Raw genomic sequence first — 20,368 nt, 5'->3', positions numbered from 1 at the left:
GGGACCTCATGTTCAGAACTCTCGTCCACCTGTGTGTGTTTGTCGTCGGCCTGTTGGCGGTTTGCTGGGTCGGCATCGGTTATCTGGGCTCCAATCCGCTCGGCGCCTGCGTCGCGGCAGTGATCGGCGCCTGTTATGTGGCCGGCGCGCTGGAGCTGTACCGCTATCGCCAGGCCAGCGCGACGCTGGATGCTGCCGTCACCGCATTGACCACCGCGCCATCGGCGTTGGGCGAATGGCTGGAGCGCCTGCATCCGAGCCTGCGCAATGCGGTGCGCCTGCGCATCAAGGGCGAGCGCGTGGCGTTGCCGGCACCGGTGCTGACGCCGTATCTGGTCGGCCTGCTGGTGTTGCTGGGCATGCTCGGCACCCTGCTCGGCATGATGGCCACGCTCAAGGGCACCGGCTTCGCATTGCAGAGCGCCACCGACCTGCAGGCCATCCGCGGCTCGCTGGCCGCACCGGTGGAAGGCCTGGCGTTTGCGTTCGGCACCTCGATCGCCGGCGTTGCAACCTCCGCGATGCTGGGGCTGTTGTCGGCACTGTGCCGGCGCGAGCGGCTGCAGGCAGTGCAGCGGCTGGACCTGAAGATCGCCTCCGAACTGCATCCGCACTCGGACGCGCACCAGCGTGGCGAAGTGTTCAAGTTGCAGCAGCAGCAAAGCGCGCTGATGCCGACGCTGATCGATCGCCTGCAGACGCTGATGCACAGCATCGAGCAGCAGAGCATTGCCGCCGACGAACGCCTTGCCGCGCAGCAGGCCGAATTCCACGCCCGAAGCGAAGCGGCCTATGCGCGCCTGGCCACGGCGATGCAGCAATCGCTGCAGAGCGGCGTGGCAGAAAGCGCACGCGCGGTGGGCGCGGCCTTGCAGCCGGCGATGGAAGCGACCATGACCAGCATCGCGCGCGACACCGCCGCCCTGCACGAGCGCCTCACCCATGCCGTGCAGCAGCAACTGGACGGCATCACCAGCGGCTTCCAGCACAGCGCCAGTGCCGCGGCCGCGCACTGGACCAGCGCGCTCGCCGCACAGGAACGCGCGCAGCAAGCGCTCGACACGCGGTTGCAGGCCACGCTGGAGCAGATCACACAGCAGACCGCTGCCGTGCAGGACGGCGTCGGCACCGCCGTGCAGCAGCAGTTGCACGCGCTCAACGACGGCTTCCAGCACAGTGCGCAGACGGCCGCCGAGCACTGGCAGGCCGTGCTGGCCGCGCAGGACCGTGCGCAGCACGCGTTGACCGAGCAGTTGCAGACCACGTTGGCGCAGATCGATCAGCGCAGCATCGCGGTGCAGGATGGCGTGACCCACGCGGTGCAGCAGCAGTTGGCCGCGCTCAATGACGGATTCGAACGCAGCAATGCCGACACGGCCGAGCACTGGGCCGCGGTGCTCGCCGAGCAGCAGCGCGCAGGCGCGGCGTTGAACGCGCAATTGCAGGCCACGCTCGCACAGCTCGCCCAGCAGAGCAGCGCACTGCAGGACGGCGTGCAGCAGGCCGTACAGCAGCAACTCGATGGACTGAGCAACGGCTTCGAAAGCAGCACCGCTGCTGCCGCCGCCACCTGGACCGCGGCGGTGGCCGAACAGCAACGTGCAAACCACGCGCTGACGCAGGAGCTGCAGGGGACGCTGACCCAGTTCGCCAGCACCTTCGACGCGCGCTCCAGCGCGCTGGTCGATGCGGTGTCCAGGCGCATGGATCAGTCCAGCAGCGAGACCGCCAGCGCCTGGAACGCCGCGCTGGCGCAGCAACAGGACGCCAGCGCCGCCTTGGCCGCCCAGCACCAGGGCGCACTGGCAGCCGCCACCGCCAGCTTCGACGCGCATGCCGCCGCCCTGGTCGGCACCTTGCAGCAATCGCACACCGAGCTGCAGGCCGCACTGGAAGCCCGCGACACCCAGCGCCTGGCGCTGTGGAGCGAGCGCTTCAGCGCGATGAGCGCAGACCTGAGCACGCAGTGGGAGCGCACCGGCGAGCGCGTCACCCAGCAACAGCAGGCGATCTGCGACACCCTGGCCAGCACCGCCAGCGAGCTGTCCACGCAGGCGCAGGCACAGGCCAGTGCCACCATCAGCGAAGTGGCGCGCCTGATGCAGATCGCCTCCGAAGCGCCCAAGGCGGCCGCCGATGTGGTGGCCGAGCTGCGCCAGAACCTGTCCGAGGGCATGGTGCGCGACACCGCGATGCTGGAAGAACGCAGCAAGCTGCTCGCCACCCTGGACACCTTGCTCAACGCGGTCAATCACGCCTCCACCGAACAACGCGCAGCGGTCGATGCGCTGGTCACCACCTCGGCCGACCTGCTGCAACGCGTGGGCACCCAGCTCACCGAGCAGATCGGCAGCGAGACCGGCAAGCTCGGCGCGGTGGCCGCACATGTCAGCGGCAGCGCGGTGGAAGTGGCCAGCCTGGGCGAAGCCTTCGGCGTGGCGGTGCAGCTGTTCAGCGGCTCCACCAGCGAACTCAACGAGCGCCTGCAGCATGTCGCCAGCGCACTGGATGCCTCGCTTGCACGCAGCGACGACCAACTGGCGTACTACGTGGCGCAGGCGCGCGAGGTGGTCGACCTCAGCATGCTGTCGCAGAAGCAGATCATCGAAGAACTGCGCCAGCTCGATCGCGGTCGCGGCGATGCCGGTGAGGCCGCTGCCGGCGAGGCCAGCGCGGCATGAGCGACGAGATCGACATCGACGGCGAATCGGGCACACCGATCTGGGCTGCCTTCGGCGACCTGATGTCGGTGCTGCTGGGCGCGTTCGTGCTGATCCTGGTCGGGGTGATCGGTGTGCAGCTACAGCTATCCAGCCGCCTGGACGAAGAGGTCAAACAGCGTCAGGCCGAAGCGCAGCGCCGCAAGACGCTGGAGCAGGCACTGGCGGCGCCGCTGGCCGCCGGCCGCGTGACCCTGGTCGACGGCCGCATCGGCATCCGCGGCAATGTGCTGTTCGCCTTCAATTCCGATCAGTTGCAGCCGGAGGGCCGCGAGGTGCTGAAGACGCTGGCCGCGCCGCTGACCGAATACCTGGCGGCGCGCGAGGAGATCCTGATGGTCAGCGGCTTTACCGACGACCGCCCGGTGCTGGGCGGCAACCGGCGCTACGCCGACAACTGGGAACTGTCTGCCCAACGCGCACTCACGGTGACGCGTGCATTGATCGCCGAAGGCGTGCCGGCCGCATCGGTGTTTGCCGCGGCCTTCGGTTCGCAACAGCCGGTGGATTCCAATGCCGATGAAACGCGCCGCGCCAGGAACCGCCGTGTGGAGATCGCACCGATTGCGCGCCCGTCCACGTCGCGAGCGCCTTCTGCCGCCAAGCCGACAGCAGCCGCAGGCACGCGATGAGCACGCAGGCGACATCCGCGCACGCGCGCCTGCAGCGCTGGCGCAGCCAGGGTGCCGACCAGCTGGATCCGGTGCGTTTCCACCTGATGGAAACGCTGGCCGCGCGTGCCGGCACACAGGCCGAGCCAGTGCGCGAGGTGCTGGAAGAAAAGCTGGGCAAGCTGGTCGATGCGTATGCGGCGACGGTGGAGCAGGCCGCGCGCCGCCGTGTCGCCAGCGCTGCCGCACAGCCGTCGCAACGCAGCGCGCTTGGCGCGTTAGCCGACCGGATGGCAGGCCACGCCGCGTTGATGGAAGTGGACAGCAGAAAGACCGCCAGCGCCGAAGCCACGCAGTTTCCCGAGCTGCCGGCGCTGGAGGATTTTCGCCGCACCTGGACCACGGTGCGCACTGCCAGCCAGGTGCGGCAGTCGCTGCAGGACGCCCCCAAGGACGCCGGCCCGCTCAATTCCAGCGTGCTGGTGCATCGCTGCATCAGCCTGATGCGCGAGTGCTCACCGGGCTATCTGCAGCACTTCCTCGGCTATGTCGACGCGCTGTCGTGGCTGGAACAGCTGCACAGCGGTGGCGCGTTGGCCAGCGAGGATGTCGCGCCGGTGGCGCCGGGCAAGAAGCGCAGCAAGCGTCCGTCCACGCGGCGCAGCTAGCGCGACCGGTCAGTCGCGCTGGCGCTGCACGCACACGGCCGTTGGCTGAAACCCGCCTGGCGCATGTGTCCGGCATGATCGCAGCCAGTGCGCGGGTCGTTCGCATCCGCCCGACCGGCGCTGGCGCGGTTCATCAAACGCGCAGGGGCGACTGTCGCCAGTCGGTGTCGTCAGCCAGCGACGCAGCGTGGACAACGCAGGCGGAGGCGGAGGGTGAATCGCAGCGGCCGCTATGACGCAGGATCGGCGCTTGCATCGAAACGTGGCGCGCGCCCGAAGTCCTCGCGCGTAAACGGGCGGTCGCGGAACAGATAGCCGTAATAGAACGTCCGCAGTGCCTGGTGGTAGGCGCGGATGCGGTCCTGGTACGCCAGTTGCGCGCGCAGATCGGTGCCTGCCAGGCGGGTCAACGCGGCCTGCAACGCCACCGGTGGCAACACGCTGGCAACGCGCTGCGCCAGTGCTTCGCGTCGCTGCAAACCTTGGCGATACGCCGCGACCTGCGGGGCCACCTGTTGGTCGCCGTTTTCGTGGAAGGCGAAATACCACTTGTAGTGGAACGCGCCGGTCAGCGGCGCCGAGTCCGCCCACTGCGGGTTCTGCGCGTAGAAGGCCCGCATGGTGTGCTGGCGCGGAATATCCCAGGCGTGGTTGACCGCCTCGCGCTGCAGCCGCGCGATCTCGCTGCCTTGGCTGACCGGCACTGCCTGATTGATCGCCACATGCGCCAACGCCGGTGCGACCAGCGCCAGCACCACCCAGCAGGTCGCCAGGGCGGTGGCATGCGCGGCCGGGCGCCAGTGGAGGCGCCCGACCAGCACCGACAGCAACACCCAGAACAGCAGATAGGCGCAGGTCATTGCCAGCACCGCGAGCTGTTGCAGCAGCGGCACCGCATTGAGGGTTGCGGCAATCACAAACGGCACACTCAGACACACCAGCACCGCAGCGGCACGCACCGCCACGCGCCGCACCAGCAGCGCGGTGCCCGCGCCCGGCAATGCGGCGAGCATGCGCGCACGCCCGGCCTCGCGCTCGCCCGAGCGCAGATCGAACAGCAACGCGATCACGAACAACGGCAGCAGGAACACCAGCACGAAGGCGTAGTCGAAGCGCCCGGCCAGTGCCAGCTCCGGGTTGTAGCTGTCGCCATCGTGGATCTGCGCTTCCAAGCCCAGCGCGCGGACACGCAGGATGTACGGCGAGACATCGCGCATGCCCACCGCAGCAAATGCCAGTGGCGTGGGCACATCCCAGGTCGGATGGAAGCTGTAGTAGGCCGCGCTGCCGGCGTCGTTGGAGCGCGCCACATAGTCTTGCACCGCTGCAATGTCCTCCTGCTGCAGCGCTGCAATGCGCGCGATGTTGGCGCGTTGCGCAGCGATGAGGTGCTGGCCGGAGAGCAGGCTGCACACCGTCAACACCGCCAGCAACAGCAGGCCGGCCAGCGCGGCGCGTGCGCGCAGCAACAGCAGCAGTTCGTATTTCCACAGCAGCATCAGCGCGCCACTCCCACACGCCGGCCGGCCACCACCAGCATGCACAGCGCCGCCAGCAGCCAGGCACCGACCAGGCCGAGCGCCGCGCCCGCGGCGCGCAGCACCTCGGTGGTGGCCGGCGGCTGGAATGCGAACACCGGGATCGCATGCCAATGCGCGGAGGAGATGCGCTTGCGTTGGTCGGCACCGGCATCCTGCGCGGTGTCGTCGGCCATGCTCACCGCATCGGCCTGCAGCTGGTTGAGCTGCTGCACTAGCGTGTAGCGGTAATGCTCGGCCTGGGCGAGAAACCGCTCGTGCGCACGCAGGTCGGTTTCTGCCAGCGTCATCGACAGCTCGCGCAGCGCAACCGTGGGGCTCAACAAGGCGAACGTGCGCACCAGTAGATTCTGTTGCTGTTGGATGGCCGAATCACGCGCGGCATAGCGCTCGAACAGGCTCGCGGTGAGCCGCTCGCCTTCCAGCGCCAGCAGGCCCTTGTAGTTGACCGGCAGCTCTTCCACCCGCTGCACGCCATAGCGCGCCAGTGTCTGCTGCTTGAACTGCGCAAAGTGCGGGTCATCCGGGTTGTGGCTGTCGCCGAGCGTGCGCAGGTCGCGCTGGATCGCCACATCGGTCTCCAGCCGCGTCGGCAGGCGGTACGCCGCACTGGCCGCATCCGGCGCCACGCGCGGCACCAGCAGGGCCAGCCACACCCACACCGCCAGCGACACCAGCAACGCATCGCGGCCACGCCGGCACAGCATCGACACCGACAGCACCAACGCGCACCACACCAGCAGATACACCGCATACGCCAGTACCAGCAGCGCGACCCGCAGCGCCTGACCCGGCAACGACGCGATCGGCAGCAACCCGACCAGGGCCGGCAACAGGCAGGCAGCGGCCACCACCGCGAGCGCGAGATATTTGCCGCCGAACAATTGCCCACGCGTGGCCCCCTGCAGCAACAGCGCGCGCAAGGTGCCGGTCTCCTGCTCGCGCGCCACCGCGCCATAGCCGAGAAACACCAGCAGCAGCGGCGCCAGCACCTGCAACACGAACGCCGGGGTGAGCTGGCCGAAGCGCACCAGCAGCGAGCTCTGACGCACATCGCCGAAGTTGGCGGTGTTCTGGCGATGGCCTTCCAGGAACATGCTGTTGCCGGTGAACGCGTCCACGCCGGCATCGAAGGCGGCCAGCGCCGGCAACGGGCGATAGATGAAGTGGCCGTAGTGCACCACCCGATGCGGGTGGCGGTCCGGCTGCGCTTCGAAGGCTTGCTGCGCGGCCAATTGTTGGCGTGTGCGGAACTCGGCCACCTCGCGCTGATGATGCGCGGCGGTCAATGCCGCCACCAGCGTGAGCAGCATCAGCAGCACCACACCGATGGCAGCGGAACGGTTGCGCGCCATGAAGCGCAGTTCTTCGCGCGCAACCAACAGCACAGGACTCATGCCGCCCGATCCTGCGCACGCGCAAAACGCGCATGCAAGCTGCGCACGTCGAAGCCACTGTCGCCGGCACCGATGTCTTCGGCAATGCGCCCGTGTTCCAGGAACCCGATCCGGTCGGCGACATCCACTGCGCCGAGCAGGTCGTGGGTCACCATCAACACCGCGCCACCGCGTTCGCGCACGCTGCCGAGCAGCCGGTTGAAGTCGGCAATGGCGCGCGGGTCCAGGCCGGAGGTGGGCTCGTCCAGCAGCAACACCGGCACCTGGCGCAGCGTGGCCACTGCAATCGCCACCTTCTGGCGCATGCCCTTGGAAAAGCCCGCCAGTCGCTGACGCCAGGCCTCGCGCTGCAGGCCGGCAGCGGCCAGCGCCTGGCCGATCTCGGCCTGGCTGCGGCGCTGGCCGGCCAGCGCGAGCAAATAGTCGGCATTTTCCAGCGCGCTCAGGTGCTCGTAGAGCGCCACGTTTTCCGGCAGATAGGCCAGCCGCGCACGCGCGCCGCCAGGGTCGGCGACCGGGTCGATGCCATCGACCCGCAGGCTGCCGGAGGTGGGTTTGACAAAGCCGAGCAAGCTGGAAAGCGTGGAGGACTTGCCAGCGCCATTGCCGCCCAGCAAGGCGTAGACACTGCCGGGGGCGACCTGCAGATCCAGCCCCTGCAGCACGGCGCGGCCGCGGTAGGCCACGTGCAGGTTGCTGATCGAGATGGCAGGGGCGGCTTGAGAACTGGAAAGCATGGCAAGGCAATGGCTTAACGAAATGATACGTTATCACATTGCTTTCAACGCTTGCAGGGGACCGGGCGACGCCGCGCAAGCGCCCGCCGGAGAGGTGAACGCGCGGTGCGATCCCGCTTGGACGACAGCACCACAGGAAGCAGGCTAGCCGCTGCGGCTGCGCGACCGTCGACGCGAGCGCGGCCCGTCAAATGTTACTGTATTACGCAAATGTTCTGCGGTTGCTGCAGCGCCGGAGGCAGGAACTCCTTGCACCGCGCGACCCGCTCCCAGGGAATGACCAGCCCTCCGCCCTCCGACCCACGCAGTCCGCTGCAACGCCGCGATGCGGCATGGCGGCCGTCTAACGCCGCTGCCGTCGCAACCACCCAGGAGCAGCAAGCCTTGCCACGTTCTCCCCTCAATCGAGATCCCGTACGTCCCACATGACTTCCGATACGCGCCCCTCTGCCCCGCATGCCTCGCCCCCTCCCGCACCCGCTTCCGCCAACGCCGCCGGGCCTGCCAGCCGCAGCACCACGCGTGCCGCTGCCGGCCTGCTCGCCGCAACCCTGTTGACTGCCGCCCAGGCCAGCGCGCAGTCCATCGACACCAGCGCGCCGCTGCCACCGGTACGTGCCTGGCATGGGGCCAGCGAGGCGTTGATCGTCACACCGGACGATCCGTGGAGCACCCCGGCAGAGCGCAACGATTTCGCCAGCACGCCCAGCTATGACGAGACGCGCGCGTGGCTGGAACGCCTGGTCGCCGCCTCGCCGCTGCTGTCGCTGGAGGTGTTCGGCAAGAGCAGCGAGGGCCGCGACCTGCTGCTGGTCCGCGCGCACAAGGGCGCGCCCGGCAAGCCGGTGGTGCTGGCGCAGGCCGGCATCCACGCCGGCGAGATCGATGGCAAGGATGCCGGCCTGATGTTGCTGCGCGATATCGCGCAACGCGGCAAGGACCACCTGCTCGACCAGGTGGATCTGGTGTTCGTGCCGATCTTCAATGCCGACGGTCACGAGCAGCGCGGCCCGCTGATCGGCGCCGCATTGCGCGGCCCACAGCAGATGGGCTGGAACACCACCACGCGCGGCATCAATCTCAATCGCGACTACCTCACCCTGGAAGCGCCGGAAACGCGCGCGATGGTCGCGTTGCTGCATCGCCTGGATCCGGCGCTCTACATCGACCTGCATGTCAGCGGCGGGCTGGATCACCAGTACGACATCACCTTTACCTTCGCCGGCTGGGGCACCTATGCGCGCTCGCGCGCCACCGCCGACTGGCTGCAGCAACGCTTCACGCCGGCGGTGAACAGCGCATTGCGCAAACAGGGCCACGAACCGGCCATCTACCCGAGCCTGATCGACGAAAACGAGCCGCGCTCGGGCCTGCGTTACGCGCCGGAAGGCCCGCGCTATTCCACCGGGTATGGCGACTTTGCCGGCATCCCCACCGTGCTGGTGGAGAACCATCGCCTGAAGTCGTACCGGCAGCGCGTGCTGGGCGACTATGTGCTGCTGGAAGCAGCACTGCGCGTGGTTGCCCGCGATGCAGGCAACATCGATGCGGCCAAGCGCGCCGATCGCGCCGCCCGCCCGCAGGAACTGATGGTGGCCTGGGAACGCCTGCAACAGCCGATCGCCCAGGTGCCGTTCAAGGGCGTGAGCTACACCCGCGCGTTGTCGCCGGTGTCCGGGCGGCAGGAACTGCGCTGGGAGGGCCGCGATGAAACCTGGACCATGCCGGTGATCGGCTATCGCCAGACCCAGGCGGTGCGCTACCCGCTCGCCTGGTGGATCCCGCCCGGCAACGACGATGTGGTGGAACTGCTCAAGGCGCACGGCATCACTTACGAACGCCTGCAGCAGCCGCGCCAGCTCCAGGTGCAGCAGATCCGCGTCGTGAAGGATGCCGGCACGCAAACGCCGCACGCCGAGCCCGTGGAAGAAACCTTCGTCGCCGGCAGCGTCCGCGTGCCTGCCGATCAACCCATGCGCATGCTGGCAGCCGCGTTGCTGGAGCCGCAGAGCAGCGACTCGTTGCTGGCCAGCGGGCGTTTCCGCAATGCCGGCAGCCCCGACAGCGGCTTGTACGGCGCCGAGCTGGTGGACTTCAGCGAGCGCGTGCTGCGCAGCGACGCCGCCCTGCGCGCCGCATTCGAACGCAAGCTCGCAGACGATGCCGCATTCCGCGCCGATGGCGATGCGCGGCTGCAATGGATCTATGCGCGCTCGCCGTATGCGGCGATCAACGGCTGGCGTTATCCGGTGCGGCGCCAGCTGGCGGAGTGACCCTGCGCATTGCCGATTGCACGCTGTGGGATCGGCAATGCGGCTTGAGCCTCTCTCGTATCGCGCATTGCGCAAGGCCAGTGGCGACGGCAACGGCAACGGCAACCGCAACCGCATCGGCATCGATACCGGCAGCAACGTCGCTTGCATGTCGGCAGACAGGACGCTTCACCACGCACTGCGCACTCCATCATGCGTGCGTGCCCCCGTGTCTTGCGTGCACGACCACGACCACATCAGCCACGCCACGCAGCGCGCTCAGCGCAGCGCCGGCGCTTCCACTGGCGCATGCTCGGCCATCAACGCACTCACCCACTCGATGAACACACGCAGCTTGGCGCTGACATGCCGGTTGGGCGGGAACGCGATCGACAGCGGCATCGGCTCCATCCGCCAGTCCTCGAACAGCGGCACCAGTTCGCCACTGGCCACGTGCGCCCTGGCCATGTACACCGGCAACCACAGCACGCCCATGCCGGCCAGCCCGGCGGCCAGATAGGCATTGCCGTCGTCGGACGCCACCACGTAACGCCCTTGCAGGTGCACCGCCTCGCTGCCGCGCTGCATGACATAGGGCACGGTCTTGCTGCTGCGCCAGCGCATGAAGCCCACACAGCGATGCCGGGTGTTTTCCAGCTCGCGCGGATGTGCCGGCATGCCCAGCCGCTGCAGATACACCGGCGCCGCGTACACACCCGCCTGCAGGTCGCCCACGCGGCGCGCGATCAGCGACTGATCGGTGATGGTGCCGCCGCGCACCACGCAATCCACGTGCTCGCCGATCAGGTCCACGCGGCGATCGCTCACGCCCATGTCCAGCTGGATATCCGGATAACGCGCATGAAAGGCCGGCAGTGCCGGCATCAGGATCAGGCGCGCCAGCGGGCTGGGCACATCCACGCGCAGGCGGCCGCGCGGCAGCGCCGACGCATCGGACAGGCTGGTCTCGGCATCGTCCATGTCCGCCAGCAGCCGCAGCACGCGTTCGTAGTACGCCGCGCCATCGGCGGTGACATGCACCTGCCGCGTGGTGCGGTTGAGCAGCCTCACGCGCAGGCGTGCCTCCAGCTGCTGCACCAGCTGGGTCACGCTGGCCCGGCTCATGTGCAAGGTCTCGGCCGCCTTGGTGAAGCTGCCGGTCTCCACCACCCGCGCAAACGCCTGCATCGCGTCGAACCGGTCCATCGCCACTCCCGACCCCAAGATTGTTTGGATTCTACAAACAGTGCTGCTCGCCATCGCCGATTTATCGCGCGCAGGCAAGCACCTACGCTGCCTGCCTGTTCCGATTCGCCACCCGATGGAGGTCACCATGGCAACACGTGAGGCAGTTTTTCCGCAGGGGCGGCACGCGCTGTACGAGCGCCACCGCTATTCGCCGGCAGTCCGCGCCGATGGCTTGCTGTTCGTCGCCGGCCAGGTCGGCAGCCGCGAAGACGGCTCGCCGGAGCCGGAGCTGGAGGCAGAGATCGCCCGTGCCTTCGCCAATCTCGATGCCATCCTCGCCGCAGCCGGCTGCAGCACACAGGACGTCGTCGACGTCACGCTGTTCATGCTCGACCCCGACGTGGTGTTCGAGGCCATGTGGGACAAATGGGTGAGCTACTGGGGCCCGGCGCCCTACCCCACCGTCACCGCAGTGGGCGTGACCTGGCTGGCGGGCTTCCGGTTCGAGATCAAGGTCGTGGTGAAACTCCCGACACGGCAGCAGTAAACGTTTCCAGTAACTTGCCGGCTGTATCTCGTTGCGTCTGCATGCAGCCGAAGCAAATCTTTGTTGGCCGCATCGCACTGGCGATAAGTAACTGGCGCGCCCACGCGAAATAATTCAAAGACCGCCACGCCTGGCTCGCCAGTGCGTGGCGTTTTTTTGCGTGCGCACTTCGGAGCAAACGCCTCTTTGTCAATTTCCCCCGGGAAAAACTCGGTTTTTTGCTTACCTCGCCCTTCACCGGCTGCGCTACTCATCGGCAGGCCTGCGATGCGGACGATTATGTCCGCCGATATTCATCCCAGCTGTTTCAAACACCTAAATCGTGCGCCTCGATAGGGCAAAACTATCGTCAGATTCTTGTGGCGCTTTGCTTTCTTAACCGGTTTTTCCAAGTTGTAAAAATCTCGCTAAAGCAATGATGCAGACGGCCGCTACCGCAATCCAGGGCGTTGCGACGCTCATTACCGTTCTGCCCGCGCGCCTCCCATGGCGCTGCGTCCATCACCCACTCAGCCGAGATTCTCAATGAAATTGACCGTCAAGCTTCTCAGTGGCGCCATCGCCCTGGCGTCATCGACCTGCGCCTACGCGCAGCAGGACTCGATGTTTTCCTTCAGCGGCTTCGGCACGCTGGGCGTGGTGCATTCGACCGAGGACCAGGCCGACTTCACGCCCGACATCCAGACCGTGGAAGGTGCCGGTGCCAGCCACTCCACCTCGGCACGTCCGGACTCGCGTATCGCCGGCCAGGTCAATGCCAACTTCACCGACAAGTTCACCGGCGTGTTGCAGGTGACCAGTGAGTACGCCGAACGCGGCGATTACGATCCCAAGGTCACGCTGGCGCATGTGAAGTATCAGTTCGGCCCGCAGTTCGCCGCGCGCCTGGGCCGCATCACTGCGCCGCTGTACATGCTGTCCGAGTACCAGCGCGTCGGTTACGCCACCCCGTGGGTGCGTCCGCCGTACGAGGTCTACAACTACCTGCTGCCGATGGACGGCGTCGAAGGCGTGTACACCATCAACGCCGGCGAGAGTGTGGTCAGCGTGCAGGGTTTCTACGGCCGCATCAACTCGAAGAAGGCTGATGTGTACGCCATGCGCGGCCTGGCGCTGGGCCTGGAATCGGGTGCGTCCACGTTCCGCGCCGCCTACATCGTGGGCACCACCGATTTCGATACACCGTCGCTGGATCGCCTGTTCTCGGTCTATCAGCGCATCAATCCCGCACTGGCCGATCGCCTGACCACCTATGGCGTGGACGGCAGCTTTGCCAGCCTGGGTTACGCCTACGATCCGGGCAGCTGGTTCCTGCGCAGCGAAGTGATCCGCGCCGATTACTCGCCCTCGCTCAACGGCAAGACCACCTCCGGCTATCTCAGTGTCGGCGGTCGCTTCGGCACGCTGACGCCGTCGATCACCTATGCCAACGTCGATCGCAAGGGCCCGACCATCGCGGCCGGCCAGGATCCGGTCGGCGTGATGACGCGCGCACTGGCGCAGGCCGAGAGCGGCCGTCACAGCTTTACCGCATCGCTGCGTTGGGACGCGCGTGAAAGCGTCGCGTTCAAGCTGCAGGCCAGCCACATCAACAACAACGCGGGCTCGTTCGGATCGTTGAACAACATCCAGCCGGGCTTCCGTCCGGGCGGCAGCTACAACCTGCTGTCGGCCTCCGTCGACTTCGTGTTCTAAGAGAGCCCCCATGACCATTTCCAAGTGTTTTGCAGTCTCCCTGCTTGCCGCGTTGTCGCTGAGCGCGTTCTGCGCCAATGCCGATGTCGTGGTGGTGATGTCGGCCAAGGGCGGCCCGGACAGCCTCAGCGCCGCGCAGGTGTCGCAGATCTTCCTGGCCAAATCCAACAGCCTGCCCGGTGGCGGCGCGGCGGTGCCGATCGATCAGGAAGAAGGCGTCGCCACCCGCGATGAGTTCTACAAGAAAGTGGCCTCACGCGACGCGGCACAGCTGAAGTCGTACTGGTCGCAGCTGATGTTCACCGGCAAGGCGCAGCGTCCCAAGCGTGTCAGTGGCGACGATGCGGTCAAGAAGGCCGTTGCCGCCACGCCCGGCGCCATCGGTTACATCAGCGCCAGCGCAGTCGACGCCAGCGTCAAGGTCGTCCTGAAGCCGTGACCCGCCACCTGCTCGAGACTCAAGTCATGAGACGCATCCTGTCGCTACCGTTGTTCTGGAAAATCCTGATGCCGGCCGCGGTGGCGATCCTTTGCCTATCGAGCTATGTGGCCTTCAGTACGCTGGTCTTTCACCGCAACAACGACCGCCTGGAAGCGGTACGCGACGTGCATTTTCCGATGCTCGACGCCATGACACGCAACGTGGCTGCGCTGGACAAGCTCATCAACGGGCTCAACGGCGCCGCTGCCGCCGGCGATGCCGACATGTTGGCGGCCACCAAGCCGGTGGCCGACGAGATCCACGCCTCCTACGTGAAACTGCAGAAATCCGATCCCGCCAATGCGACGGAGCTGGCACGCCTGGGCAAGGAGTTCGATCAGTACTACAGCCTGGCGCACGGCGTGGCCGCCGCGTTCGTGGAACAGCGCGAACCCGATGCGGCGCAGATGAGCGCCATGGCACCGGCACTGGAAACCTATCGCACCACCCTGACCGCCATGCAGAAGCGTGCCGATGCACGCTTCCGCGGCACCGTGCAGGAAGCGGTGGACAGCTCGGTGGCGGCAAGCATCGGCGGGCTGGTGCTGGGCCTGGTCGGTGCGGTGCTGTGCATCGCCTTCGGCTGGATCGTGGCACGCGCCATCACCCAGCCGCTGAACCGTGCGGTGGGCATTGCGCATGCGGTGTCGTCGGGCAAGCTGGACAACAGCATCTCGATCGACCGCAACGACGAGGTCGGCCAGCTGCTGCAGGCGATGGACAGCATGCAGCGCCAGCTGCGTCGCGTGATCCAGGCGCAGACCGACATGGGCGACAAGCATGAAGCCGGCATGGTCAGTCACCGTATCGCCGAGCAGGAATTCCCCGGCGAATTCGGCAGCATGGTGCGGGCCAGCAACGCGCTGGTGTCCAGCCATATCGCGGTGACGATGCAGATCGTTGCATTGACCGAGCGCTATGCCGCCGGCGACCTGTCGCAGCAGCTGGAGCCGTTGCCGGGCGAGAAGGCGGTGATCAGTCAATCGATCAACGATGTGCGGGCCAGCCTGTTGTCGATCAATGGCGAGATCAAGCGGCTGGCATCGGCGGCGGCGGCAGGCGACTTCAGCGCGCGTGGCGACGAGACCGCGTTCGAGCATGATTTCCGCCAGATCGTGGTGGACCTCAATCACCTGATGAGCAGCTCGGACCAGAGCCTGGGCGCGGTGTCGCAAGTGTTGCAGGCGATTGCGAGCGGCGACCTGACCACGCGCATGCACGGCGACTTTGCCGGCGTGTTCGCGCGCATGCGCGACGATGCCAACACCACGGTGGACCGCCTGACCGACATCGTCGGGCGCATCCAGCATTCCTCATCGGAGATCGATACTGCGGCCGGTGAAATTGCCGCCGGCAATCAGGACCTGTCGCGGCGTACCGAACAGCAGGCGGCCAGCCTGGAAGAAACCGCCGCCTCGATGGAGGAACTCACCTCCACCGTCAAGCAGAACGCCGAGCATGCGCGACAGGCCAACGAACTGGCACGCAATGCAGCCGGTGTGGCCTCCAAGGGCGGCGAGGTGGTCAGCCAGGTCGTCGGCACCATGTCGGGCATCGAAACCTCCTCGAAGAAGATCGCCGAGATCATCAGCGTCATCGATGGCATCGCCTTCCAGACCAATATCCTGGCCTTGAACGCGGCGGTGGAAGCCGCCCGTGCCGGCGAACAGGGCCGCGGCTTTGCGGTGGTGGCCTCGGAAGTGCGCACGCTTGCGCAGCGTTCGTCCGCTGCGGCCAAGGAGATCAAGGAGCTGATCGACGCCTCGGTGGGCAAGGTGGCCGAAGGCTCGGTGCTGGTGCACAAGGCCGGCACCACCATGACCGAGATCGTCGCCAGCGTGAATCGGGTCACCGACATCATGGGTGAGATCACCGCTGCATCCAGCGAGCAATCGGCCGGCATCGAACAGGTCAACCAGACGGTGATCCAGATGGACGAAACCACCCAGCAGAATGCAGCGCTGGTGGAGGAAGCCATGGCCGCGGCACGGGCGATGGAAAAGCAGTCCAGCACCCTGACCCAGCTGGTCTCGCTGTTCCAGCTGCAGCCTGCCAGCGCACCGCAGCTGGAAAAAGAGGTCGCATAGTCGACCGAGACAATCCTCTCGCGACGTCTTTGACGCCCTCTTCTGCATGGACTGCAGAAGGGGGTTTTTTGTTCCGCCGGTGGCGAACGCGGCGCTGGCACGGCAGTGTCGCAAGGCGCGCATCTTGCGCCGACGAACGGCACTGCGCTGCTTCCGACCTGACGTCTGGCGGTGTCGCCTGCCGATGTGTGCTGGCGTATCCCGACCGCAAGGCGGGCAGTTGTCCGACAGCAGCGACCGCGCCTTGCTGATGGCGCAGCTGTGCGCCATCGCAAAACGACCGACGCGGCAGGCGCATCCGCGCGCTCAGGCATAACCACGCGCTTATCGCCTGCCAGCCCGTATGCCGCCCAATGCGCGAGACCGGTCACAGTTTTGTCGGAAAAACTGACGTGACCGCACATTCCTCACGCCTACGTCACCACCAAGCAACATTTGCATGCGATAGCTGTCGCGCTCGCTAAAAACAGCGAGCCAACTGTCCCCCTTCCAGCGCGCGTTCCGCTGAGCGTCGATCTGCCCCCCGGCAGCCGGCGGTGGCGTCGTGCGTCCGATTGATTTTCCAGGAGATTCACTGCCCATGCGCTTCCGGACTTTCTTCGCCGTTCTGCTGTTCACCGCTGCCAGTGCTAGCGCAAACGCCCAGGTCGTCACCCTCAACAAGGGCGGCTACACCTTGCGCTACGACTGCACCAACCACACCGCGCTGCGCTATGAGTACGTGCTGCAAGCCGATACCGGCTCGGCCGCACGCCCGTCCAGTTTCAATCTGGACACCGAACTGCCCAGCGGCTGCGCCGGCCAGACCTCCACCGCCTCCTACGCCAGCGTGCGCACCGGCTACGATCGCGGGCACCTGGTGACCTCCAACCACATGGACTACAACGCGACCTACATCCGTCGCGCCAACCTGATGTCCAACATCGTGCCGCAGGTGTCCAGCTTTAACCAGGGCATCTGGGTACGCGCCGAAAACGTGGCCGAGTGTTACCGCGACATCGCCAGCGTGCAGGTCTACGGCGGTGTGATCTACAGCGACACGACCAACGATTACTTCCTGAGCAGCCACGGCATCCGCACCCCGGACTTCTTCTGGAAGACGATCATCACCGCCAACCCGGGCGGCGGCACCCGCGCGATCAGCTGGCTGATTCCCAACAGCGCCAACCTCGGTTCGCTGGACAGCTACATCGTCAGCATCGACGAACTGGAAGACCTCTACGGCGCCAGCACCATCGGCATCACCGCACCGGCCGCCGTCAAGGCCATGCTGCCCGCCACCACTTGGCCGCAGCCGAGCAATTGCGACCTGGGCTGAGGCCGGCTGCCCGCTTCTCCAGCCACGTCGATCAAGAGCGGCTGACACCCATGTTGCGAGCAGTCGTCAGGTGGGTGCGAACGGCGCCTCCGGCATCGGAGTGCCCGAATGGCCCTTGCCGATGTCTGGCACCAGCCGTACCCACCTGGCGCTGAGCGCAGCAGCCTGCTCAGCCGCTCTACACCGCTGGGCGTGCGATCCAGCAGACAAGGCCCGGCATTCCCGGGCCTTGTCGTTGCAGGCGGCGGCAGGCCTGGCCCGCCGCAACGCGCACTCAGGCCTCGGGCGCGGCAAGCGCCGCAAACCAGTCCGCGTATGGCGTGTTCTTGACCAGATGCCGATTGAAGTCTTTGGCACCATCGCTCCACCACACCGGGCCGCGCTCTCCCAGCGCCGTCTTGGCACGATCGACCGCCGCACGCGCTGCAGCCAGCCCCCCGGCATCCTCATCGCGCTTGGCCGCCTTGACCGCGCGTCGCGCGTCCATCAAGGCGCCGACCAGCCCGGCACGCACGTCTTCGCGCAGATGCGGGTTGGCGGTACGCCAGAGCCGGCCACGCACGATCAGATACCGGCCATCGGGCGTGGTGACTGGCGCAGCGGCGGCAGCCGTCATTGCCAATGCACTCGCCAACAACCAAGTAACGTCGTGCAGACCAAGCCGCGCCTACTCGACCCGCGCAAATCGGGGACGCGCAACGCCGTCCACCTCGACCTGCTCGACGAACATCGCATACGGCCGCACCCACAGACCGACCTCGCTGTCCAACGGGCGATAGAGCACCAGCGGGGCCAGCGTTTCGCTGCAACGCACGACGCCGAGCACGTCATAACGGCCGCCCTTGAAGTGGCGGTACTGGCCCAACGCGATGTTGGGCAATGGCGACAGGGAGGTGTCCATGGATGTCACAGGATGGGCAATCCGCAAGTCTAGGCAGCATGGCCGGCCACAGCCAGCACATGCCGCGCAACCGGTGCCCTCTGCCGGGTTCAGCGTTGCACGGCCGCGTGCAACGCTGCCACGCGCTTACTGGTCGTCGTCTTCGTCTTCGTCGTCTTCCGCGCCCAGGTCGTCATCGTCCTCGACCGGGTCTTCGATGCCATCGTCGTCATCGATCTCGCTGTCCTGTGCAGGCCCTTCCTGGATCGGTGTGTTGTCGCTGCCCGGTGCCTTGATGCCATTGGGCGGGGTCGGATCGTCTACGCCGCGGTTGCCGTTTTCGTCGTTGCTCATGGTCTGCTCCAGCGGTAAAAGACCGCACGGCCACCCTCCTCCCGCCGATGTGACGCGCACGTGTGTCCTGCACGATGGCAGCGCGCCCGTGCGGCCACGCGTGAGGCGAACGAGCGCGACTGCATCCGGCCGGCGCCTGTGGCCGTAGTGATGAGAACGCCCACGGAGTCGCCCGCATGCCGAGCCTGATCTGCGACCTGAAAGACCTGCTCGCCGCCTGGAAGGCCGAGGCCGGAACCTTCGATGCCTGCGACATGCCCGCCTCCGCGCTGGCCTTCCGCGACTGCCATCGTCGCCTATCCGCGTTGCTGGACGACCATGCACGCCACGCGGCGGCGCCGACGGCCGCGCTGGCTGCGCACGAGCAGCCGGGCTCAGTGCCCCAGCTGCAGGCGCGCGCCATCGCGTCGATGGGTTCCTAAGGTTTCGATCAGCGTGTCGCTGGCCTGATTCACGCCGATCACCTCGACCTCGGCGCCGTGCGCGCGCAGCTTGAGCACCACCCGATCCAGCGCCGCCACCGCGCTGATGTCCCAGAAGTGCGCGTGGCTCAGATCGATCAGCACCTTCGGCGGCGTGCCCGGGAAATCGAAGCTGGCCACGAACTGCCCGGCCGATGCAAAGAACACCTGGCCGCGCACCGCATACACGCGCACTCCGTCGTCACGCTCGCTGGCCTGCACCTGCAACATGCGCCCGACCTTGCGCGCAAAGAACAGCGCCGACAGCAGCACCCCGGCCAGCACGCCGCGGGCCAGATCGTGCGTCCATACCGTGACCACGACGGTGCCCAGCATCACCACCGACGAACTCCCCGGGTGCGTGCGTAGATCGCGTAGCGAGCCCCAGCTGAAGGTGCCGATGCTGACCATGATCATCACCGCCACCAACGCCGCCATCGGAATCTGGCGCACCCAGGGCGCGCCATACACCACCATCAGCAGCAGGACGACACCGGCCACCAGGCACGACAAACGCCCGCGCCCGCCCGAGCGCACATTGATCACCGATTGCCCGATCATCGCGCAGCCGGCCATGCCACCGAAGCACCCGGCCAGCAGGTTTGCCAGCCCCTGCCCTGCGCATTCGCGGTTGCGCTGCGACGGGGTGTCGGTGAGGTCTTCGACAATCTGCGCGGTCATCAACGACTCCAGCAGGCCCACCACGGCCAGCGTCGTCGACACCGGCAGCAGGATGCGCATGCTGTCCCACGTCAGCGGTACGTCCGGCAGCAGGAACACCGGCAAGCTGTCGGGCAGACGGCCCATGTCGCCCACGCTGCGGATGTCGATGTGCCAGTACGCGCACACCGCCGTCAGCACCACGATGGCGACCAGCGGCGAGGGAATCGCCGTGGTGAAGCGCGGCAGCAGATAGATGATGGCCAGGCCCGCTGCACACACCGCATGCACCGGCCATGGCATGCCGACCAGCTCCGGCAACTGCGCCAGGAAGATCAGGATCGCCAACGCATTGACGAAGCCGGTGATCACCGAGCGCGAAACAAAGCGCATCAATGCGCCCAGGCGCAATGCCGCGGCGATCAGCTGCAGCACGCCGGCCAGCACGGTGGCCGCCAGCAGGTACTGCAGGCCGTGGTCCTTGACCAGGTCCACCATCAACAACGCCATTGCGCCGGTGGCGGCCGAAATCATGCCGGGCCGGCCACCGGCGATCGAGGTCACCACCGCAATGCAGAACGCCGCGTACAGCCCGACCTTGGGGTCGACGCCGGCAATGATCGAAAAGGCAATGGCTTCGGGAATCAGCGCAAGCGCGACCACGATGCCGGCGAGCACATCGCCACGCACGTTGCCGAGCCATTGCTGGCGCAACGAGAAAACTCTGGACATTGAAACGACTCCGCGCACCGGCAAACACACGGCGCGAATACA

The 20,368-nt window shown here is 66.8% G+C and carries 18 protein-coding genes and 1 other RNA gene; 10 read left to right on the top strand and 9 right to left on the bottom strand.

The window, feature by feature from the left end; genetic code table 11:
* The first annotated feature begins 8 nt into the window (after positions 1 to 8).
* From AC1KVE_RS11175 to AC1KVE_RS11165, 3 genes are read left to right on the top strand one after another with little or no spacing between them, the layout of a single operon-like run.
* Positions 9 to 2,681, top strand: a complete 2,673-nt coding sequence (locus tag AC1KVE_RS11175; RefSeq protein WP_481092098.1) for a DUF802 domain-containing protein — start codon at positions 9 to 11, stop codon at positions 2,679 to 2,681.
* Positions 2,678 to 3,352, top strand: coding sequence for an OmpA family protein (locus AC1KVE_RS11170; RefSeq protein WP_104541731.1), 675 nt, complete (start codon positions 2,678 to 2,680; stop codon positions 3,350 to 3,352). Before AC1KVE_RS11175 ends, AC1KVE_RS11170 begins: the two co-directional genes overlap by 4 nt.
* Positions 3,349 to 3,999, top strand: a complete 651-nt coding sequence (locus tag AC1KVE_RS11165) for a DUF2894 domain-containing protein (protein ID WP_481092097.1) — start codon at positions 3,349 to 3,351, stop codon at positions 3,997 to 3,999. Before AC1KVE_RS11170 ends, AC1KVE_RS11165 begins: the two co-directional genes overlap by 4 nt.
* A gap of 230 nt (positions 4,000 to 4,229) precedes the next feature.
* Here AC1KVE_RS11165 and AC1KVE_RS11160 read toward each other — a convergent pair whose 3' ends face one another.
* Genes AC1KVE_RS11160 through AC1KVE_RS11150 form a run of 3 tightly spaced genes read right to left on the bottom strand, consistent with a single transcriptional unit; the run spans position 4,230 to position 7,671 of the window.
* The gene (locus AC1KVE_RS11160; protein WP_481092096.1) at positions 4,230 to 5,498 is read right to left on the bottom strand and encodes a DUF3526 domain-containing protein; all 1,269 of its coding nucleotides are present in this window, start codon (positions 5,496 to 5,498) and stop codon (positions 4,230 to 4,232) included.
* Positions 5,498 to 6,934, bottom strand: a complete 1,437-nt coding sequence (locus AC1KVE_RS11155) for an ABC transporter permease (RefSeq protein ID WP_481092095.1) — start codon at positions 6,932 to 6,934, stop codon at positions 5,498 to 5,500. The genes AC1KVE_RS11160 and AC1KVE_RS11155 overlap by 1 nt, the downstream gene beginning before the upstream one ends.
* Complete coding sequence (locus tag AC1KVE_RS11150) at positions 6,931 to 7,671, bottom strand: ABC transporter ATP-binding protein (protein WP_435013165.1); 741 nt, start codon at positions 7,669 to 7,671, stop codon at positions 6,931 to 6,933. Before AC1KVE_RS11150 ends, AC1KVE_RS11155 begins: the two co-directional genes overlap by 4 nt.
* 425 nt (positions 7,672 to 8,096) lie before the next feature.
* Between AC1KVE_RS11150 and AC1KVE_RS11145 the strand changes: the two genes are divergently transcribed.
* On the top strand, positions 8,097 to 9,944 hold the full coding sequence (locus AC1KVE_RS11145; protein WP_481092094.1) for a M14 family metallopeptidase: 1,848 nt from the start codon (positions 8,097 to 8,099) through the stop codon (positions 9,942 to 9,944).
* A gap of 258 nt (positions 9,945 to 10,202) precedes the next feature.
* Here the strand turns inward: AC1KVE_RS11145 and AC1KVE_RS11140 are convergent, their stop codons facing one another.
* Positions 10,203 to 11,129 (bottom strand): LysR family transcriptional regulator, encoded by a 927-nt coding sequence (locus tag AC1KVE_RS11140; RefSeq protein ID WP_046344574.1) that lies wholly within the window; start codon positions 11,127 to 11,129, stop codon positions 10,203 to 10,205.
* Positions 11,130 to 11,256: 127 nt separating this feature from the next.
* Here AC1KVE_RS11140 and AC1KVE_RS11135 point away from each other — a divergent pair, with 127 nt between their 5' ends.
* From AC1KVE_RS11135 to AC1KVE_RS11115, 5 genes are all read left to right on the top strand, one after another.
* Positions 11,257 to 11,658 (top strand): Rid family hydrolase, encoded by a 402-nt coding sequence (locus tag AC1KVE_RS11135; RefSeq protein ID WP_039529666.1) that lies wholly within the window; start codon positions 11,257 to 11,259, stop codon positions 11,656 to 11,658.
* Between the two features lie 525 nt (positions 11,659 to 12,183).
* The gene (locus AC1KVE_RS11130) at positions 12,184 to 13,353 is read left to right on the top strand and encodes a hypothetical protein (protein ID WP_104608191.1); all 1,170 of its coding nucleotides are present in this window, start codon (positions 12,184 to 12,186) and stop codon (positions 13,351 to 13,353) included.
* A 10-nt stretch (positions 13,354 to 13,363) separates the two neighbouring features.
* Positions 13,364 to 13,792, top strand: coding sequence for a type 2 periplasmic-binding domain-containing protein (locus tag AC1KVE_RS11125; protein ID WP_024938495.1), 429 nt, complete (start codon positions 13,364 to 13,366; stop codon positions 13,790 to 13,792).
* On the top strand, positions 13,789 to 15,921 hold the full coding sequence (locus AC1KVE_RS11120) for a methyl-accepting chemotaxis protein (protein ID WP_102251168.1): 2,133 nt from the start codon (positions 13,789 to 13,791) through the stop codon (positions 15,919 to 15,921). The genes AC1KVE_RS11125 and AC1KVE_RS11120 overlap by 4 nt, the downstream gene beginning before the upstream one ends.
* 580 nt (positions 15,922 to 16,501) lie before the next feature.
* Positions 16,502 to 17,239, top strand: coding sequence for a DNA/RNA non-specific endonuclease (locus AC1KVE_RS11115; protein WP_039518674.1), 738 nt, complete (start codon positions 16,502 to 16,504; stop codon positions 17,237 to 17,239).
* A 39-nt stretch (positions 17,240 to 17,278) separates the two neighbouring features.
* Here the strand turns inward: AC1KVE_RS11115 and AC1KVE_RS11110 are convergent.
* The 4 genes from AC1KVE_RS11110 to AC1KVE_RS11095 all read right to left on the bottom strand — a co-directional run bounded on the left by AC1KVE_RS11110 (position 17,279) and on the right by AC1KVE_RS11095 (position 18,473).
* Positions 17,279 to 17,356: non-coding RNA, sX9 sRNA (locus tag AC1KVE_RS11110), on the bottom strand.
* Between the two features lie 157 nt (positions 17,357 to 17,513).
* Positions 17,514 to 17,855 carry a hypothetical protein gene (locus tag AC1KVE_RS11105; protein ID WP_102251169.1) on the bottom strand — a complete coding sequence of 114 codons (342 nt, stop codon included), beginning with the start codon at positions 17,853 to 17,855 and terminating at the stop codon, positions 17,514 to 17,516.
* Between the two features lie 51 nt (positions 17,856 to 17,906).
* Positions 17,907 to 18,140 carry a DUF1653 domain-containing protein gene (locus AC1KVE_RS11100; RefSeq protein WP_046344579.1) on the bottom strand — a complete coding sequence of 78 codons (234 nt, stop codon included), beginning with the start codon at positions 18,138 to 18,140 and terminating at the stop codon, positions 17,907 to 17,909.
* Positions 18,141 to 18,266: 126 nt separating this feature from the next.
* A complete protein-coding gene (locus AC1KVE_RS11095) occupies positions 18,267 to 18,473 on the bottom strand; it encodes a hypothetical protein (RefSeq protein WP_024938500.1) in 207 nt (68 codons plus the stop codon).
* Between the two features lie 176 nt (positions 18,474 to 18,649).
* Between AC1KVE_RS11095 and AC1KVE_RS11090 the strand changes: the two genes are divergently transcribed.
* Positions 18,650 to 18,895 carry a hypothetical protein gene (locus AC1KVE_RS11090; protein WP_228960576.1) on the top strand — a complete coding sequence of 82 codons (246 nt, stop codon included), beginning with the start codon at positions 18,650 to 18,652 and terminating at the stop codon, positions 18,893 to 18,895.
* Here AC1KVE_RS11090 and AC1KVE_RS11085 read toward each other — a convergent pair.
* Positions 18,848 to 20,326 carry a SulP family inorganic anion transporter gene (locus AC1KVE_RS11085; protein WP_434982595.1) on the bottom strand — a complete coding sequence of 493 codons (1,479 nt, stop codon included), beginning with the start codon at positions 20,324 to 20,326 and terminating at the stop codon, positions 18,848 to 18,850. The two genes, AC1KVE_RS11090 and AC1KVE_RS11085, sit on opposite strands and share 48 nt — an antisense overlap.
* Between the last annotated feature and the right edge of the window lie 42 nt (positions 20,327 to 20,368).

Source organism: Xanthomonas sp. NCPPB 2864, from assembly GCF_056675615.1.
Note: the sequence above shows the minus strand (reverse complement) of the source record. Positions and strands in the feature narration are given on the sequence as shown.

Excerpts from the sequence above, each read along its gene's own strand:
- AC1KVE_RS11145 (WP_481092094.1), top strand. The coding sequence starts at position 8,097 with ATGACTTCCGATACGCGCCCCTCTGCCCCGCATGCCTCGCCCCCTCCC.
- AC1KVE_RS11150 (WP_435013165.1), bottom strand. The coding sequence starts at position 7,671 with ATGCTTTCCAGTTCTCAAGCCGCCCCTGCCATCTCGATCAGCAACCTG.
- AC1KVE_RS11170 (WP_104541731.1), top strand. The coding sequence starts at position 2,678 with ATGAGCGACGAGATCGACATCGACGGCGAATCGGGCACACCGATCTGG.
- AC1KVE_RS11115 (WP_039518674.1), top strand. The coding sequence starts at position 16,502 with ATGCGCTTCCGGACTTTCTTCGCCGTTCTGCTGTTCACCGCTGCCAGT.
- AC1KVE_RS11155 (WP_481092095.1), bottom strand. The coding sequence starts at position 6,934 with ATGAGTCCTGTGCTGTTGGTTGCGCGCGAAGAACTGCGCTTCATGGCG.
- AC1KVE_RS11105 (WP_102251169.1), bottom strand. The coding sequence starts at position 17,855 with ATGACGGCTGCCGCCGCTGCGCCAGTCACCACGCCCGATGGCCGGTAT.
- AC1KVE_RS11175 (WP_481092098.1), top strand. The coding sequence starts at position 9 with ATGTTCAGAACTCTCGTCCACCTGTGTGTGTTTGTCGTCGGCCTGTTG.
- AC1KVE_RS11095 (WP_024938500.1), bottom strand. The coding sequence starts at position 18,473 with ATGAGCAACGACGAAAACGGCAACCGCGGCGTAGACGATCCGACCCCG.
- AC1KVE_RS11165 (WP_481092097.1), top strand. The coding sequence starts at position 3,349 with ATGAGCACGCAGGCGACATCCGCGCACGCGCGCCTGCAGCGCTGGCGC.
- AC1KVE_RS11100 (WP_046344579.1), bottom strand. The coding sequence starts at position 18,140 with ATGGACACCTCCCTGTCGCCATTGCCCAACATCGCGTTGGGCCAGTAC.
- AC1KVE_RS11135 (WP_039529666.1), top strand. The coding sequence starts at position 11,257 with ATGGCAACACGTGAGGCAGTTTTTCCGCAGGGGCGGCACGCGCTGTAC.
- AC1KVE_RS11160 (WP_481092096.1), bottom strand. The coding sequence starts at position 5,498 with ATGCTGCTGTGGAAATACGAACTGCTGCTGTTGCTGCGCGCACGCGCC.
- AC1KVE_RS11140 (WP_046344574.1), bottom strand. The coding sequence starts at position 11,129 with ATGGACCGGTTCGACGCGATGCAGGCGTTTGCGCGGGTGGTGGAGACC.
- AC1KVE_RS11090 (WP_228960576.1), top strand. The coding sequence starts at position 18,650 with ATGCCGAGCCTGATCTGCGACCTGAAAGACCTGCTCGCCGCCTGGAAG.
- AC1KVE_RS11130 (WP_104608191.1), top strand. The coding sequence starts at position 12,184 with ATGAAATTGACCGTCAAGCTTCTCAGTGGCGCCATCGCCCTGGCGTCA.
- AC1KVE_RS11125 (WP_024938495.1), top strand. The coding sequence starts at position 13,364 with ATGACCATTTCCAAGTGTTTTGCAGTCTCCCTGCTTGCCGCGTTGTCG.
- AC1KVE_RS11085 (WP_434982595.1), bottom strand. The coding sequence starts at position 20,326 with ATGTCCAGAGTTTTCTCGTTGCGCCAGCAATGGCTCGGCAACGTGCGT.